General features: G+C 62.1%; 14 protein-coding genes and 1 pseudogene. 7 read left to right on the top strand and 8 right to left on the bottom strand.

Annotated elements, in window-relative coordinates; translation table 11 throughout:
• Positions 1-7: 7 nt before the first annotated feature.
• From AB6Q56_RS10745 to bfr (AB6Q56_RS10735), 3 genes are all read right to left on the bottom strand, one after another.
• The gene (locus AB6Q56_RS10745) at positions 8-1,267 is read right to left on the bottom strand and encodes an HD domain-containing phosphohydrolase (RefSeq protein ID WP_434517035.1); all 1,260 of its coding nucleotides are present in this window, start codon (positions 1,265-1,267) and stop codon (positions 8-10) included.
• A 150-nt stretch (positions 1,268-1,417) separates the two neighbouring features.
• Positions 1,418-1,900, bottom strand: coding sequence for a bacterioferritin (gene bfr / locus AB6Q56_RS10740; protein WP_434517034.1), 483 nt, complete (start codon positions 1,898-1,900; stop codon positions 1,418-1,420).
• 10 nt (positions 1,901-1,910) lie between these two features.
• Positions 1,911-2,396 (bottom strand): bacterioferritin, encoded by a 486-nt coding sequence (gene bfr / locus AB6Q56_RS10735; RefSeq protein WP_434517033.1) that lies wholly within the window; start codon positions 2,394-2,396, stop codon positions 1,911-1,913.
• A gap of 278 nt (positions 2,397-2,674) precedes the next feature.
• Between bfr (AB6Q56_RS10735) and AB6Q56_RS10730 the strand changes: the two genes are divergently transcribed.
• The 4 genes and pseudogenes from AB6Q56_RS10730 to AB6Q56_RS10715 all read left to right on the top strand — a co-directional run.
• Positions 2,675-4,402: a PAS domain S-box protein gene (locus AB6Q56_RS10730; protein ID WP_434517032.1), complete on the top strand. Its 1,728-nt coding sequence runs from the start codon at positions 2,675-2,677 to the stop codon at positions 4,400-4,402.
• A gap of 101 nt (positions 4,403-4,503) precedes the next feature.
• Positions 4,504-5,529 carry an IS110 family transposase gene (locus tag AB6Q56_RS10725; RefSeq protein WP_434515924.1) on the top strand — a complete coding sequence of 342 codons (1,026 nt, stop codon included), beginning with the start codon at positions 4,504-4,506 and terminating at the stop codon, positions 5,527-5,529.
• A 356-nt stretch (positions 5,530-5,885) separates the two neighbouring features.
• Positions 5,886-6,677: a sensor histidine kinase gene (locus tag AB6Q56_RS10720; protein ID WP_434517031.1), complete on the top strand. Its 792-nt coding sequence runs from the start codon at positions 5,886-5,888 to the stop codon at positions 6,675-6,677.
• A pseudogene (locus AB6Q56_RS10715) lies at positions 6,674-8,683 on the top strand (EAL domain-containing response regulator); the annotation flags it as partial. The gene AB6Q56_RS10720 and the pseudogene AB6Q56_RS10715, both read left to right, overlap by 4 nt.
• Before the next feature lie 244 nt (positions 8,684-8,927).
• On the opposite strand, the gene AB6Q56_RS10710 reads toward AB6Q56_RS10715, so the two are convergent.
• Entirely contained in the window at positions 8,928-10,151 is a 1,224-nt protein-coding gene (locus tag AB6Q56_RS10710) for an MFS transporter (RefSeq protein WP_434517030.1), read from the bottom strand.
• 89 nt (positions 10,152-10,240) lie between these two features.
• On the opposite strand from AB6Q56_RS10710, the gene AB6Q56_RS10705 reads away from it, so the two are divergent.
• Positions 10,241-10,888: an HD domain-containing protein gene (locus tag AB6Q56_RS10705; RefSeq protein WP_434517029.1), complete on the top strand. Its 648-nt coding sequence runs from the start codon at positions 10,241-10,243 to the stop codon at positions 10,886-10,888.
• Between the two features lie 55 nt (positions 10,889-10,943).
• Here the strand turns inward: AB6Q56_RS10705 and AB6Q56_RS10700 are convergent, their stop codons facing one another.
• Positions 10,944-11,408, bottom strand: a complete 465-nt coding sequence (locus tag AB6Q56_RS10700) for a PaaI family thioesterase (protein WP_434517028.1) — start codon at positions 11,406-11,408, stop codon at positions 10,944-10,946.
• 195 nt (positions 11,409-11,603) lie between these two features.
• On the opposite strand from AB6Q56_RS10700, the gene AB6Q56_RS10695 reads away from it, so the two are divergent.
• The gene (locus tag AB6Q56_RS10695) at positions 11,604-11,834 is read left to right on the top strand and encodes a DUF2789 domain-containing protein (protein ID WP_434517027.1); all 231 of its coding nucleotides are present in this window, start codon (positions 11,604-11,606) and stop codon (positions 11,832-11,834) included.
• A gap of 33 nt (positions 11,835-11,867) precedes the next feature.
• Here AB6Q56_RS10695 and AB6Q56_RS10690 read toward each other — a convergent pair whose 3' ends face one another.
• Both AB6Q56_RS10690 and AB6Q56_RS10685 read right to left on the bottom strand, forming a co-directional pair.
• Positions 11,868-12,248 carry a hypothetical protein gene (locus tag AB6Q56_RS10690; RefSeq protein WP_434517026.1) on the bottom strand — a complete coding sequence of 127 codons (381 nt, stop codon included), beginning with the start codon at positions 12,246-12,248 and terminating at the stop codon, positions 11,868-11,870.
• Positions 12,249-12,320: 72 nt separating this feature from the next.
• Entirely contained in the window at positions 12,321-12,725 is a 405-nt protein-coding gene (locus AB6Q56_RS10685; RefSeq protein WP_434517025.1) for a phage holin family protein, read from the bottom strand.
• A 202-nt stretch (positions 12,726-12,927) separates the two neighbouring features.
• Here AB6Q56_RS10685 and AB6Q56_RS10680 point away from each other — a divergent pair, with 202 nt between their 5' ends.
• The gene (locus AB6Q56_RS10680; protein WP_434517024.1) at positions 12,928-13,320 is read left to right on the top strand and encodes a glutaredoxin family protein; all 393 of its coding nucleotides are present in this window, start codon (positions 12,928-12,930) and stop codon (positions 13,318-13,320) included.
• A gap of 105 nt (positions 13,321-13,425) precedes the next feature.
• On the opposite strand, the gene fliD is transcribed toward AB6Q56_RS10680, so the two are convergent.
• Entirely contained in the window at positions 13,426-14,421 is a 996-nt protein-coding gene (gene fliD, locus AB6Q56_RS10675; RefSeq protein WP_434517023.1) for a flagellar filament capping protein FliD, read from the bottom strand.
• Between the last annotated feature and the right edge of the window lie 134 nt (positions 14,422-14,555).

The following is a 14,555-nucleotide window of genomic DNA, read 5'->3' as shown; positions in this document are numbered from 1 at the left end:
TTGTTTGCTAGGAGTGCGCGGCTGGAAGGGCGGCAGCCATCACGTCGTTGATTGCCGATTTGGCGACGGCGACGATGCGAGCATCCAGCCGATGTTCGGCAACGAGTTTGTCGAGGAAGGCGACGACATCGCTGGCGCCGAGACCTTTTCGATAGGGGCGGTCCTGGGCCATGGCCTGAATGATGTCGGCAACGCGCAGGATGCGTGCTTCCAGTGGCATTTCGCTTTCCGTGATCCGGAAGGGGTAGCCGCTGCCATCGGGTTCTTCGTGATGGTAGGCGGCCCAGCGGGAAATTTCGTCAAAACCGTCGATATTGCGAAGGATCTGGAAGGTCTCGAAACTGTGCGCGTTGATTGCCATGCGTTCCTCGGGGTCGAGTTTGGCCGGCTTGTCGAGAATTTCATCAGGGACGCGCAACTTGCCCAGATCATGCAGGAGGCCGGCAATTTCGAGTTTGTCGCAATTGATCGGCGTGATCCCCATTTTCTCCGCCAGCAAACGCGCCAGATTGGCCACGCCAAGCGAATGTTCGGCGGTGTAGGGGCTCTTGGCATCGACAATGCGGGAAAAGAGGGTCGCCAGCTGTTTCAATTCGCCGATGGTCGCCAGGCAGCCTTTTCCCTGCGACAGCATGTCCTGCAGCGAGCATTGGATGGATCGCGGTTCCAGCAGCAGCCAGAAGGCTTCCGGGGCCGAAGCTTCGAGGAAGGCGGCGACGAGATGGGGGGCAAAGTAGGTTCCGGTTCGTTGGCGAATTTGCTCGCGGATATGCTCCTTGTGCAGCAACATGCTGTTGGTCGCGTAGTACGGAGCGGTCAGCGCATCGACGCGATCCACCAGCAGGATCAGGTTGGCTTGCTCGGCGATTTTCGGCTCGACCTCAGTGGTGAGCAGGCGGTCCCAGCGGGTATGGTGATAGCGGATCGGCTTGGCCATGGCGGCGAGCGGCTTGAAGTCGACGAGCAGGTCGTGGCCGACGATGGCGTGATTCTGCGAGCCGGCCCAGTCGAACTCGCCGACCAGGTGTCGATGGATGTTGGTCGAGGAAACCCCGATGTCGTGGAGCAGCCCGAGGTCGAACAGGAAGGTCGTCTCCGTGTCGCTGTAACCCAGTTGGCGGGCGCATTCGGCGGCCATGATGCCTACCCGCTTGCCGTGTGCGACATCGTCGACGCCGACCAGATCGAGGGCGTCGGATAACGCATAGATTACGTGCCTGAGGTCGGCCTGTATCGAGGCCGCTGTGACTTGAGGGGGGCTGCGCATGATTTTTCCCGATTATTGTTTGATTGCGAGCAGATGCTTTTTCACATGGGTGCATCCATAATATAGCAAAAAAACAAAAATCATCAATATTGATTGTGGTTGTAAAAAAAGCCACAAGTCTCTTGTGGCTTGTTCGGGCTTGGGACCGGCTCAGTCGCCGCCGGGCTCCATGTGTGCCTGCAAGTAGTTCGGCAGGGTCACGTTTTCGATCAGGCTATGCTGGGTTTCCAGCCAATCGATGGCCTCCTCGCAGTGTTCGAGCAGTTCTTCGAGCAGTTCGCGGCTGACGTAATCCTGCAGTTCCTCGCACAGCGCGATGGCGTCGATCAGCAACGGACGCTGCGTCTCCCGCTCGTATTTGAGATCGCCTTGCAGGCATTCGACGACGTTTTCACCGATCAGCAGCTTGCCGAGGTTCTGCAGGTTGGGCAGGCCTTCGAGGAAGAGGATGCGTTCGATCAGTTCATCGGCTTCCTTCATGACGCGGATCGACTGCTTGTACTGATAGTCGTTGAGCTTCTCCAGGCCCCAGTTGCGGAACATGCGGGCATGCAGGAAATACTGGTTGATCGAGGTCAGTTCGTTCTTCAGGACCTTGTTGAGGATGTCGATGATCTTCTTGTCGCCTTTCATCGTACGCTCCTCAAGCCGGTTTGCCCGAGCCCATCTGGCTCTGCTGGTAGTTTTCGAGGCCGACCAGCTCGATCAGCCGGAGTTGCTTTTCGAGGTAGTAGGCGTGATCCATCTCGGTGTCTTCGAGTTGTACGCCGAGCATGTCGCGGGTCACGTAGTCCTGGGCCTTTTCGCAGGCGGCCATGGCCTTCTTGAGTTCGCCGACGACCTTGTATTCGACGGCGAGGTCTGATTTGAGCATGTCGGGAACGGTCTTGCCGATCTTCAGGGCTTCCCGCTTCGAAAGATCGGGCTTGCCTTCGAGGAAGAGGATGCGCTGGATCAGGGCGCGGGCATGCTGGCGCTCGTGGTCGGATTCGTGGATGGCCTTGTCGGCGAGTTCCTGCAAGCCCATGTCGGCATACATTTCGCCATGGATCAGGTACTGGTCCACGGCAGTCAGTTCGCCGGCCAGCAATGCGTTCAGGATGTCGATGATTTTCTTGTCGCCCTTCATGGCTATCTCCTTGGGAATCAGTGTTTCAGAATGGCATAGGGGGCTGTTGAAAGCAAGGCGGGAGAAGCCCCCGAGCTGCGACTGCAGCGTGATGAGCCGGAAGCGTATGTCGGCAGGAGCGGCGTTGCCTTGCTACTTGCCCGGAACGTTTTGAAGGTTCATTATCAATAAAAACGTCAAAACTGGAGGAGTTTTGATTCCCCATATCCCATGCGCGAATCCTCAAGGCTTCGTTCTTCCGGCGGTGAGATCGTGCCGCCCGGTTCCGGCAAGCACGCGTGGAAGCGCCTTCTGACGTGGCCGGCATATCCGATCAGGCGGCGATCCTCCACGCGGCCATTCTCGACAACTCAGGTCACGCAATTATTGCGACGGATACCGATGGAATCATCTCCGTATTCAACCGGGCTGCCGAACGCATGCTGGGTTACTCCGCCTCCGAGGTCATCGGAAAGCTGACCCCGGCGCTGTTTCACAAGCCTGAAGAAGTCGTCGAGCGTGCCCGGCTGTTCTCCGAGGAGACCGGCGTACCCATTGAGCCTGGTTTCGAGGTATTCGTGGCGAAGGCCAGGTTGAATCTGCCGAACAATCACGAATGGACCTACATCCGGAAAGACGGCTCCATCCTGCGCGTTTTGCTGTCGATTACCGCGTTGCGCAACGAATTCGGAGCATTGTTCGGCTTTCTCGGCATGGTGGTGGATGTCAGCGAGATCACCGTCTATCGTTCGACACTGGAGGAGCGGGAAGCCCAGTATCGGCAGCTGTTTCAGGAAAATCCGAATGCGATGCTGGTCTATGATCTCGACAGCACCCGCATCCTGGCGGCAAACGAGGCCTTGCTCGAAATGTATGGCTATCAGGCGGGGGCGCTCACGGGCCTGCCGCTGGGCGACCTGTTGGTGAGCGAGGATCGCGCCAGATTGAGCGAAATGGTCGTCGCGCAGGCCGACGACAGCAACCCAGGCACCCTCAACAAGCGCTGGCGTACCCGGCACCGCGACGGGCACGAAATCATCGTCGAGACGACCTCGCGGGCGCAGACGCTGGGCGAATATCGGGCCCGCCTGGTCCTGGTTCAGGAGGTGACGGACAAGGTCCTGACCGAAAAGAAAGTGGCCGATCAGGGGCGCTTCCTAAGTAGCCTGCTCGATGCATTGCCGGTGCCGGTGTTCTACAAGGACCGGGCGGGGCATTATCTGGGCGGGAATCCGGCCTATTTCTCGTTGATCGGCGTGGCCCCTGAGGCCTATATCGGAAAGACGGTCGACGATATTTCCCCACCCGAACTGGCAAAAACATACCGTGCGGCCGACGAGGATGTCTTCGCCGAGCCCGATGTCGTCCAGATTTACGAATCCCGGGTCCGGTCGGCCAATGGCGACCTGCGCGATGTGGTCTTTCACAAGGCGGCATTTCGCGATCACCAAGGGGCGGTCGCCGGTCTGATCGGCATCCTGCACGACATTACCCAGCAGCGCCGCGTAGACAAAGCACTGCGCGAAAGCGAGGCCCGCCTCTTGCAAGTGCTGCACAATAGTCCGCTCCCCATTTTTGTAGTCGATCAGAACCAGCGGGTGGTGTTGTGGAATGGCGCCTGCGAGCGGGTGATCGGTATTCCCGCGGGCGACATTCTGGGGACGACCGATGCATGGCGGGCCTTCTATCCCGAGCGGCGCCCCGTGCTGGCCAACCTGATCGTCGAAGGCGGCGACGAGGGCGTGGTCAGAGGCTATTACGGGTCCTCGTGTCGGCGTTCGCCGCTCAATCCGGATGCCTTCGAAAGCGAAGGCTTCTTCCCCCGGATCGGCGATGGTTCGGGGCGGTGGCTGTACTTCAGTGCCTCCCCCTTGCGTAATGCCGAAGGGGAAGTGATCGGTGCCATCGAAACGCTGGTGGACATCACCGAGCGCAAACGGGCCGAGGCCGAGGCACGGCAACTCACCGAGGAACTGGAGCTGCGGGTGGAGCAGCGTACACAGGAACTGGCGCGGGCCAACGAATGAAAGGGACTTCCCCGTCCCGAAGTAGCGGCGGAAGCCGCCGGCAGGGTGAGCTGCCATGATTGAGTTTCCACACTGAATCATTTGCACGAAAGGGGAAGTCCATGAATATTGTCACCGTAGGCATCGATCTCGCCAAGAATGTATTCGCTTTGCATGGCGTTGACCAGAGTGGCAAGGCGGTTTTCATCAAGCCCAAGGTGGCTCGCGGCCAATTGCTCGAAATGGTCGCCCACCTGCCGCCCTGCCTGATCGGCATGGAAGCCTGTTCCGGCGCCCACCACTGGGCAAGGGAATTCAGCCGCTACGGCCACACCGTGAAGTTGATGGCCCCGAAGTTCGTGGCGCCGTACCGGATGAGCGGCAAGCGTGGCAAGAACGACGCCGCCGATGCCGCTGCCATCTGCGAAGCCGTCACCCGGCCCAACATGCGCTTTGTCCCGGTCAAGGACCTCGATCAGCAAGCCATCCTCTGCCTGCACCGCACCCGGCAAGGTTTCATCGAAGAACGCACCGCGCTCTACAACCGCCTGCGCGGCCTGATCAGCGAGTTCGGCATTGTTCTGCCGCAGAAAGTCGAACGCCTGCGCCGGGAAATCGGCGCCCACCTTGAAGCTCTCCCCGGCTGGGCCAATCGTTGCGTCGGCGACCTGCTCGTACACGCTGACCGCCTCAATGAACGCATCGAAGAATACGACCGGGCCATTGCTGAAGCCGCCCGCCAGGACGCCAGAAGTCGGCAACTCATGCAACTCCCCGGCATCGGTCCGACCACAGCCAGTGCGCTGGTCGCCAGTCTCGGTGGTGGGCATGACTTCAAGAACGGCCGGCAACTCGCCGCCTGGGCCGGGCTGGTGCCCGGTCAATACAGCAGTGGCGGCAAAGCCCGGCTGGGCAGGATCACCAAGGCCGGTGATGCCTACCTGCGCAGCCTGCTCGTTATGGGTGCCCGCGCCGTTCTTGCCGGACTCGGCGAGAAGCAGGACCGGTTCAGTCGTTGGGCCAGAAACCTGGTTGAACGACGCGGCTACTGGAAAGCGGCGGTCGCCATCGCCGCCAAGAACCTGCGGCTGGCCTGGGCGATATTGCACTACGGCGAGGATTATCGACCAATCGAAGAAACTGCCTGAACAGCAAAAGCGTCGATAGAAAAACAGGAAAGGAATCACCGGCTGATCGCTGGCAGCCCAAGCCCAGCGAAGCACTGCCACGTTGATGTGAAGCGGGTTGGACCCGCGCGGGGAGCGCCTGATTAGCTCCAGGAGAGGAAGTCACTCTCGGCTAACGAATGAGGCCCCCGCGCGCGTCTTTCATCAGGGTCCGGGCAAACGCCCAAGATGACCGGTTGTAGTACCGCAGTCCTTCACCTTCTCTCTCACCGATACGGCAGGGTTCGATGAACAGATATTGAACAGGATCAGGAATGAAACGTTAAAACTTCAGAACGCTTGCAGAGAATGGGGAAGCCCTTGTAGAAGAGCTACGGATGGCGATGTCGCAACTGGTTCAGGCCGAGAAGCTGGCTTCGCTGGGGACGCTGGTGGCGGGCGTCGCCCACGAACTCAACACACCGCTGGGCAATGTGCGTACCGTGGCCAGCACCATGCAGGGGCGTGTCGCCGATTTTGCCCGGGCAGTGGCGGAGAATTCCTTGCGCCGTTCCATGCTCGATGACTTCCTTGCGTCGTCGCTGGAGGCCTCCGAACTGATCGACCGCAATGCCCAGCGGGCCAGCGACCTGATCGCCGACTTCAAACAGGTTGCCGTCGACCAGACCAGTACCCGGCGGCGACAATTCGATTTATCGCAGGTGGTGCACGAAATCTACGCGACCATGCGCCCACGCCTGAAACACTCGCCCCATCGCTTGTTGCTGGATATTCCACCGGATATCGGCATGGACAGTTTTCCGGGGCCGCTGGAACAGGTGCTGCTCAATTTTTTCAACAATTCCCTGATGCATGCGTTCGAAGACGATCACTCCGGAACCATCTCGATCAAGGCGCGCCAAAGTGGTATGCGCGTCGATATCGAATACGCCGACAACGGTTGCGGGATGAACGCCGAAACGGTGGCGCGGGCCTTCGATCCGTTTTTCACCACGCGCCTCGGCAACGGCGGGAGCGGGTTGGGGTTGTATATCGTCTTCAATCTCGTGACGGCCGTGCTGGGCGGCGAGATTCGCATGGAAAGCGAACCGGGCAGGGGAACCACCTTCCACCTCAGGCTGCCGCTGGTGGCGCCCAAGCAGAGCATTGTCCAGGAGCCCTATCGATGAGCGACGACGACCAACTGATCACGATCTTCGACGACCTTCCGGATGTGCCAGCCAGCCCCCTGCAGAAGGCTTGGCGGATACTGATCGTCGATGACGACGCCGAGGTGCATTCGGCGACGGCTTTTGTCCTGCGGGGTTTCACCTACCAGGGGCTGGGCATCGAGATGCAGCATGCCTATTCGGCAGCCGAGGCGCGCCGGATTCTCGCCACCGATCCCGGATTCGCCGTCATCCTGCTCGATGTCGTCATGGAAACCGAGGATGCCGGCCTGAAAATGGTCCGTCACATCCGCGAGGAACTGGGCATGGCCGAGGCGCGGATCATCCTGCGTACTGGCCAGCCGGGATACGCAATGGAACTCGAGGTATTCACCGGTTACGACATCAACGACTACCGGACCAAGAGCGAGCTGACCCAGGTTCGCCTGTTTACCGCGATGATTTCGGCCTTGCGCTCCTACGAGCAGATACGCTCCATCGCCGAGAATCGCCGGGGCCTCGAAAAGATCGTCCATGCCTCGGCTGATCTGATGGAGCTGCATGCCGTCGGCAGCTTTGCCGAAGGCGTCCTGATCCAGCTCGGCGGCCTGCTGCGCGTCCCCATGCATGGCATTGTCTGCGCCCAGCGCGGCTCGCCCGTCGATGGCTCCGATCCGGATGGCCTCTATGTCATCGGGGCGACTGGCCCGCATCGTGACTGGCTGGCGTTGCCACTGGAAAAACTGGAGCAGCCCCGCATCGTCGAGGCCATTGGGCGGGTTGTCGCCAGCAAGGAGCACTACTACGGCGACGGGTGCACTGTCATCTACATCCGGGGAGGGGAAAGCGAAGGCGCGGTCTACGTCGAAACCGCCAACGCCCTGCAGGAGACGGATCGCCAGCTGCTCCAAGTGTTCGCGGCCAATATTTCGTCCTGCTACAGCAACGTCAAACTCGTCGAACGCCTGAACTATGTTGCCTACCATGATGGCCTGACCCACCTGCCCAATCGCAGCCACTTCATCCTCGAACTCGATGCGGTGGCAGTGGCCGGCGAGCAGGTCGTGGTGGCCCTCGTCGACCTGCGCCACTTCGCCGACCTGAACGACGGCCTCGGGCACGACGTGGGCAACAAATTGCTCAAGTCCGTTGCCATCCGCCTGCGTGAAGAACTGGGCGGCGTCTGCCGCATCGCGCGCGTCGGCGCCGACGTGTTCGGGGTGGTCGGGCCGGAAAACCGGGTCAATCCGGACTACCTCGGCCGCGTTTTCGAGCGCCCGTTGGCGGTCGGCGAACATGCCCTGCCGGTGTCGATCAATCTCGGCCTGTGTCGTGTGCTGGGCGACGAGCGTTCCGGACTGGCCCTGCTCAAGGGCGCGAACATCGCGCTGAATCGCGCCAAGCGCAGCCTGTACGACAACCACCAGTACTTCGTTTCGGAGATGGAGGATCGCTCCCGCTGGCGTCTCGAGATCATCAACCGGCTGCGCGGCGATTTCCGCAGCGGCAAGCTGGCCGTCTGGTATCAACCCAAGGTCGCGCTCAAGGGCGGTGCCTGCGTCGGGGTTGAGGCGCTGTTGCGCTGGCCGGGCGAAGGGGGCGGCTTCATCCAGCCGCCCGATGTCTTCATCCCGCTGGCCGAATATTCCGGTGTGATCGTCGAGATCGGCCGCTGGGTGCTGGAGGAATCAGCGCGTGCCTACGCAGCGCTGCGTCGGGAAAGCGAGGGCGAGATGTCGGTGGCGGTCAATGTCAGCATGCCGCAGTTTCTCAACGCCGGTTTCGTGCGGGAGGTGCGCGAGATCATGGCGCGCCATGCGCTGCCGCCCGGTGCGCTGGAACTGGAGATCACCGAGAGCGTGGCGATGGAGGAACCGAAAGCCGTCATCGGCAGCCTGGCAGCGCTGCGCGAGGCCGGGGCGCGTGTCGCCATCGACGACTTTGGCACCGGCTACTCGTCGCTGGCCCAACTCCACGAACTGCCCATCGACTGCCTGAAGATCGACCGCGCCTTCATCAAGGACATCGCCGCCGGCAAGGGGGGGCATGTTTGCCGAAACCATCGTCGCGCTGGGCAGCAAATTGGACTTGACCATCGTCGCCGAGGGCGTCGAAACCGAGGAGCAGGCAGGTTTTCTGCGGGGCTTGGGGTGCAAGGTCGCCCAGGGTTTTCTCTACGCCCGTCCGATGCCCCTGCCGCAATTGCTGGCGTGGCTGAAGCAGCGCCGGCAGAGTACTTGAAGCTCAGGGGCGGATCTTGCCGGGGGCGGATTACTGCGCTGCCGGGGGTGTTCGCCCATGCATCACGATGCGGCCCGCGAACCAGATCGCCAACAGGTTGGCGGCGACGGCGACATAGCCGACCAGCGGGTAGCCGACAATCTTTCCGCTGCTGTCGAGACCGGTCAGGAAGCCGGCCAGCGTCGTCGCCAGGCCCATGGCCAGCGACTGCATCGTGCCGTTCAGGGACATGAAGGTGCCGCGCAATTTGGGTTGGGCGGCCGAGGCGATGACGGCCATGGCCGGGATCATGCGGCCCGAGGTAAGCACGAAGAAGGTCGTGCTGAAGATCAGCCAGATGCCCAGCGGCAGATGGCCGGCGTGGGTTACGGCCAGCAGCGGCAGCGTCGCCAGCAGCGCAACCCGGCGATAGACCTCGACCTTGCCGTACTTGTCCGCCCAGTGGCCGATCAGCCGTGCGCTCACGAAAGTGGCGCTGCCGCCGACCAGATAGACGATGGGGATGTCGCCCTGGGCGATGCCAACGTTGTTCACGGCATAGACGGTGATATAGGGAATGATCGTGAAGCCGGAGAAGATGATCAGCGCCGAGAAAAGCAGGGCGCGCAGGTGGTTGGCGTCGGCGAGCACGCTGAAGGTCGCCGACAGCAGGTGGGCGCGCTTCTCGTCGCCCAGGTGATGACGCAGTTCCGGCAGGAAGCGCACTCCGACGACGATGAACAGCACGCTGAGCACGGCGATCAGCACGAACGGCGCCCGCCAGCCGAGGTGGTTGGCCAGCCACAGCGACAGCGGTACGCCGGCGATCGTCGACAGCGAAAAGGCGCTGGACACCACGCCGCTGGCCCGGGCGCGCCGGGAGAAGGGAATGGCGTCGCCGATCATGGTATGGATCAACGCGCCCATGATGCCGCCGAAAACGCCGGCCAGGCCGCGAGCGACGAGCAGCGTGGCGAAGCTCGGCGCCAGGCCGCAGGCCAGCGTGGCCAGCCCGAACAAGGCAAAGCAGGCGAGCAGCACGCGCTTGCGCTCGAAGAGGTCGACAAAAGTCGCTGCCAGGATGCCGGATACCGCGGCACTGAAGCTGTAGGAGGCCACCAGCAGGCCGAATTCGTGGGTGTCGATGGCGAAGAACTGCATCAGGATCGGGCCGAGCGGCATCATGATCATGAAATCGAGTACATGGCTGAACTGGATACCGGCCAGGGTAAGCAGGAAGAAACGTTCGGCGCGGGGCGTCAGGGTGGTGGTCATCGACGGATTCGTGGGGCGAAGGGGGCAAGGATACGCGGAGCATCGCGGCGCGGTACACTGCAGCCCCTGCAAAATACGAGGCAATCCGCATGCAAACCCTGGTCGACCGCGTTGCCGCGCATATCAAGGCACGCTTTCTCGCCGAAGGTTCCGGCCACGACTGGCACCACATCAACCGCGTGTGGCAACTCACCCGGCGTATCGCCGCGCAGGAAGGCGCCAATGGCGAAATCGCCGAACTCGGCGCGCTGGTGCACGACATTGCCGACTGGAAGTTCCGCGGTGGCGACGACAGCGCCGGCCCGCGCGCTGCTGAAGCGCTGCTGCGCAGCGAAGGGGCGAGCGACGAGCTGATCGCGGCGGTGGTCGACATCGTCGCCACCATTTCCTTCAAGGGTGCCGGCGTCGTCACCGCGATGCGCACGCTGGAGGGCCGATGCGTGCAGGATGCCGACCGTCTCGATGCCATCGGCGCCATCGGCATCGCCCGCTGTTTCGCCTATGGCGGGCATGCCGGCCGCCTCATGCACGACCCCGACGAGCCGCCGGTGCTGCACCAGACGGCCGCCGCCTACAAGGCCTCCAAGGGAGCCAGCCTCAACCACTTCTACGAAAAGCTCTTTCTCCTCAAGGACCGGACGAACACGCCGACCGGCCGCGCCCTGGCGGAGCAGCGCCACCGCTTCATGGAGGAATTCGTGGCGCAGTTTCTCGCCGAGTGGAATATCGCCGCCTGAGTGCCGGCGCTGGGTGAAAGCGTGCCCCGGCCCCTGGTGGGCGGGACGATCGTGATTATTTCGCCACGAAGGTATCCGGCATCTGCACGGCCACCACTTCGCCGCGCGCCGTCGCCACGCCCTCGGCGTAAACCGTCACCTCGACCACCACCTTGCGCCCCTTGATTTCCTTGACCAGGCCGCGCAGCTCCAGCTCCGGGCCGAGTGGCGTCGGCTTCAGGTAGCTCACCTGCAGCGAACCGGTCACGAAGCGGAAGGCCGGCAGGCTATCCACGGCGCGGTTCTCCGCACGGTACATCGCGGCGGCGGCCGTTCCCGTGCCGTGGCAGTCGATCAGCGAAGCGAGCAGGCCGCCGTAGACGAAGCCGGGGATCGCCGTATGCTCCGGGCGCGGTTGAAAGCGGGTGATCGTCTCGTCGCCATCCCAGAAAGTCTTGATCTGGTGGCCATGCTCGTTATTGCGGCCGCAGCCGTAGCAATGCGCGAGATTCTCCGGGTAGTAATCCTGAAAAGCCTGCATGCTGTCTCCTTGTTGTTTTGTGCAAAAAGGCATCGTAGGCGAGGCGGTGCCGGGTGGCTACTGCAGGGGAGGACAGGGTTCGTGCAAGTTCCGCCAGTCCAGCGTCGCGCAGCGTAATGCTGCGTAGGGGCGCGAGGGAACGCTTTACGGGTCGGCCCGTCCAAACCTTGGGTCATCGAGATCGAGGAGCGTTCCATGCAGGAGCAATTGCACACCCTGAACAACCTGTTCGCCCAACTCGGTTTGCCGAGCGAAGATGCGGCGATTGATGCTTTCATTGCCAGCCATCGCCCGCTGGACAACAGCATTCCGCTCTACCGGGCATCCTTCTGGAGCGACGCGCAGCGGGATTTCCTCAAGGAAGAGATCATCGAGGATGCCGACTGGGCCACGGTGATCGACGATCTCAACCGGCGGCTGCGCTAGGCAGGCGCGTTTCGGGCAGCCGGAGACGGCAGCCTAGTTGCCGCCGGAATCCGCCACCAACTTGCCGCCCGAAGCCATCACCCGCTCGCCGAGCGTCTGCACCATGGCCTGCGCCTCGTCGGCGGCTTCCTGCATTTCCTCCGCGCTCAGCGGCCGGGCCAAAGCCTCCAGCTCGATACGCTGGATATTCGGGCATTTCTCGACCGCGCCGTGCAGGATCGCATCCACCTTTTTCGGCCCCAGGCCGAACAGCACCTTTTCCAGAACGAACAGGCGGACGACGATGATCTCCTCCGGACTCTGCGCGCTGGCCTGCACGGCCTGAATTTCCTTGCGCAGATAACCGCGAAACTTGAGCGGCGTCACCTCGGCGGGAACCTGCAGGACGGAAGAACGGAACTGGCCTTGGATCATGATCGGGCGTGGGGTAGAAAAACGGCGATTCTCGCAGAAGGGTGGGGGTGGGGGAAGCCCGAATGACAGGGCTTACATCGAGATCGTCCGTCCGGATGGCGGTAGGCGATAGACTTCCATTTCGGCGTCGGGCATCAGCGAATTCAGGAACAGGCTGAAGATCGAAATGAACAGGCTGGCGAAGAAGGCTGTCCAAAAGCCCGAAATCGTGAAGCCGCGCACCAGTTTCGCGACCAGCAGCAAAAATAGGGCGTTGATCACCAGCAGGAAGACGCCCAGGGTCAGGAAGGTCAGCGGCAGCGTCAGCACTACCGCGATGGGCCACAACACGGCATTGACGAAGCCAAGCAGCAGCGCTGAAACGACCAGAGTCGACTTGTCGGCAAAGCGGATACCGTCGAAGACGAGGCTGGCCACCCACAACGAAAGCGCGGTGATGCCCCACTGGATGAGAAAGCCGGTCAGGTTGGCGAGCATGGTGGTTCCTGATTGAACGAAGTGGTCATTATCGAGCAAGTGATTCCATGCCGGAACTGACGCACCTTGTCGTCAGCCCCGCGCTTCATCCCTGGCGTGCTGTGCTGCCGCATTCCGGCCGACACTTATGTTCAGCCATGAGGAACTCCGCAGCGTATCGGCTGCCTTAAGCCCGTCTTTTTAAGGAATCGAGCCATCACCCATGAAAACAGTCGTCAGAGCCTTCTTCAAAACCCTGCGTGTCATTCTCAGCCCCTTCATGCTGCTCGGCGAATTCGTCACCCGGCCGAAGGCCATGCTGCGGCCCGCTGCGCGTCAGGCCGAGGTCGATCGGCAGTGCACCGGCATCGTGCTCTATCAGTACAAAACCTGTCCGTTCTGCATCAAGGTGCGCCAGGAAATGCGGCGTCTGGCGCTCACTGTGCAAAAGCGCGATGCGCAACAGCCGGGGGCAATCCGGGACGAACTGGTCAACGGTGGCGGCAAGGCGAAAGTGCCCTGCCTGAAAATCACCGATGCGGCCGGCAAGACGGAATGGCTGTACGAGTCCGGCGAGATCATCAAGTACCTGCGCAAGCGCTTCGCCACCGCCTGACGAAGCGGGTCGCTATGGAGCGGCAGTTCCGCCAGCCCCTTTGGCAGCCGTCTCGGCCGCTTTCAAATCGGGCTGCCTTGCTTCATTCACCCAAAGCGCCGACGCTCAGCCCTTGCCGTGCGAGGCGTTGTAACCGGCCAGTGCCTTGGCCTGTTGCGCGGTCGGCGTCGCCGGGTCGCCCAGGCCGAATTCGGCTTGCAGGGAGGCCAGGTTGCTGTCGATATAGACAATCACGCGCGACAGGTTGTCCAGGCGGTTATTGATGAAGTTGCCCGCCGAGTTCAGCAGCTCGGCCGCCTTGGCGAAATGGCTGGTGAATTCGCGCAGCGCCCCCATGGCCGCCGATTTGCCGTTGGTCAGCGCGGCATCCAGGCGGGCGTTATCCACGGTCGCCAGCTGGGTCACCGGGTCGATGCTCAAGCCCAGGTCGGCCATGCCGCGCAAGCCGTCCTTGGCGCCGTGGAACGGATTGGCGATGCTCTGCTCCAGTTCCCACTGCGCCACCTTGGCCGCCTGCGTGCCGGCCAGCATGCCGCCATCCTGCAACGCGCTGCCGAAACGCTGCATCCAGCCGTTGTAGGCATCGGCAAACGCCTGCACGCGGGCGCGGACTTCCTCGCTGCCGGCGGAAGCATCGACGCCGCCCAGCTTCATGGCCTCCTGCCGCAACGTCGACACGTAAGCCTTCATATCGCTCATTTCGGATGACTCGGCCTTGTAGGCGACGGCCCGGGCGTTGATGGTCGTCATCATCCGGTACGCCGATTCCGGGTCGAACAGCGCCATGTTGCGCCCGGCAGCCGCCACGCCATGCGTACCGCCGATGCCGGCGGCGCTGCCCAGCAGCGCATCCAGCGCCGAATTGCCGGATGCTTTGCCGGCCCCGAGGAGTTCGGCAAAATTTGCCCCGCCCGCCACCTTGCCGGACCCCGGCGCGGATGCAGCCAAGGTGTTGAGCGCTTGCGACTGAATGCCGGCCATCTGCAACTTCAGCGCGGACGAAAAATCCACCGCGCCCGCCGAACCGGCCGCCGGAGCTGCCTTGCCGCCCTGGAGCTTCGAGAAATCGAAGCTCTTGCCGTTGATTTGATTGATCGACATATCGCCTCCTGCTGTGTGAAAGGCCAAGGGCCTTCGTGCTGGGTTACGGCGGATTACGAGCAACAACCGTACCGGATTTGCACATGTCCTCTAGGCTGCGTAATCCAGAGCAAAGTTGCCCTTGCGGACTGCTC

The organism is Dechloromonas sp. ARDL1 (assembly GCF_051122455.1).
GTDB lineage: Bacteria > Pseudomonadota > Gammaproteobacteria > Burkholderiales > Rhodocyclaceae > Azonexus.
Note: the sequence above shows the minus strand (reverse complement) of the source record. Positions and strands in the feature narration are given on the sequence as shown.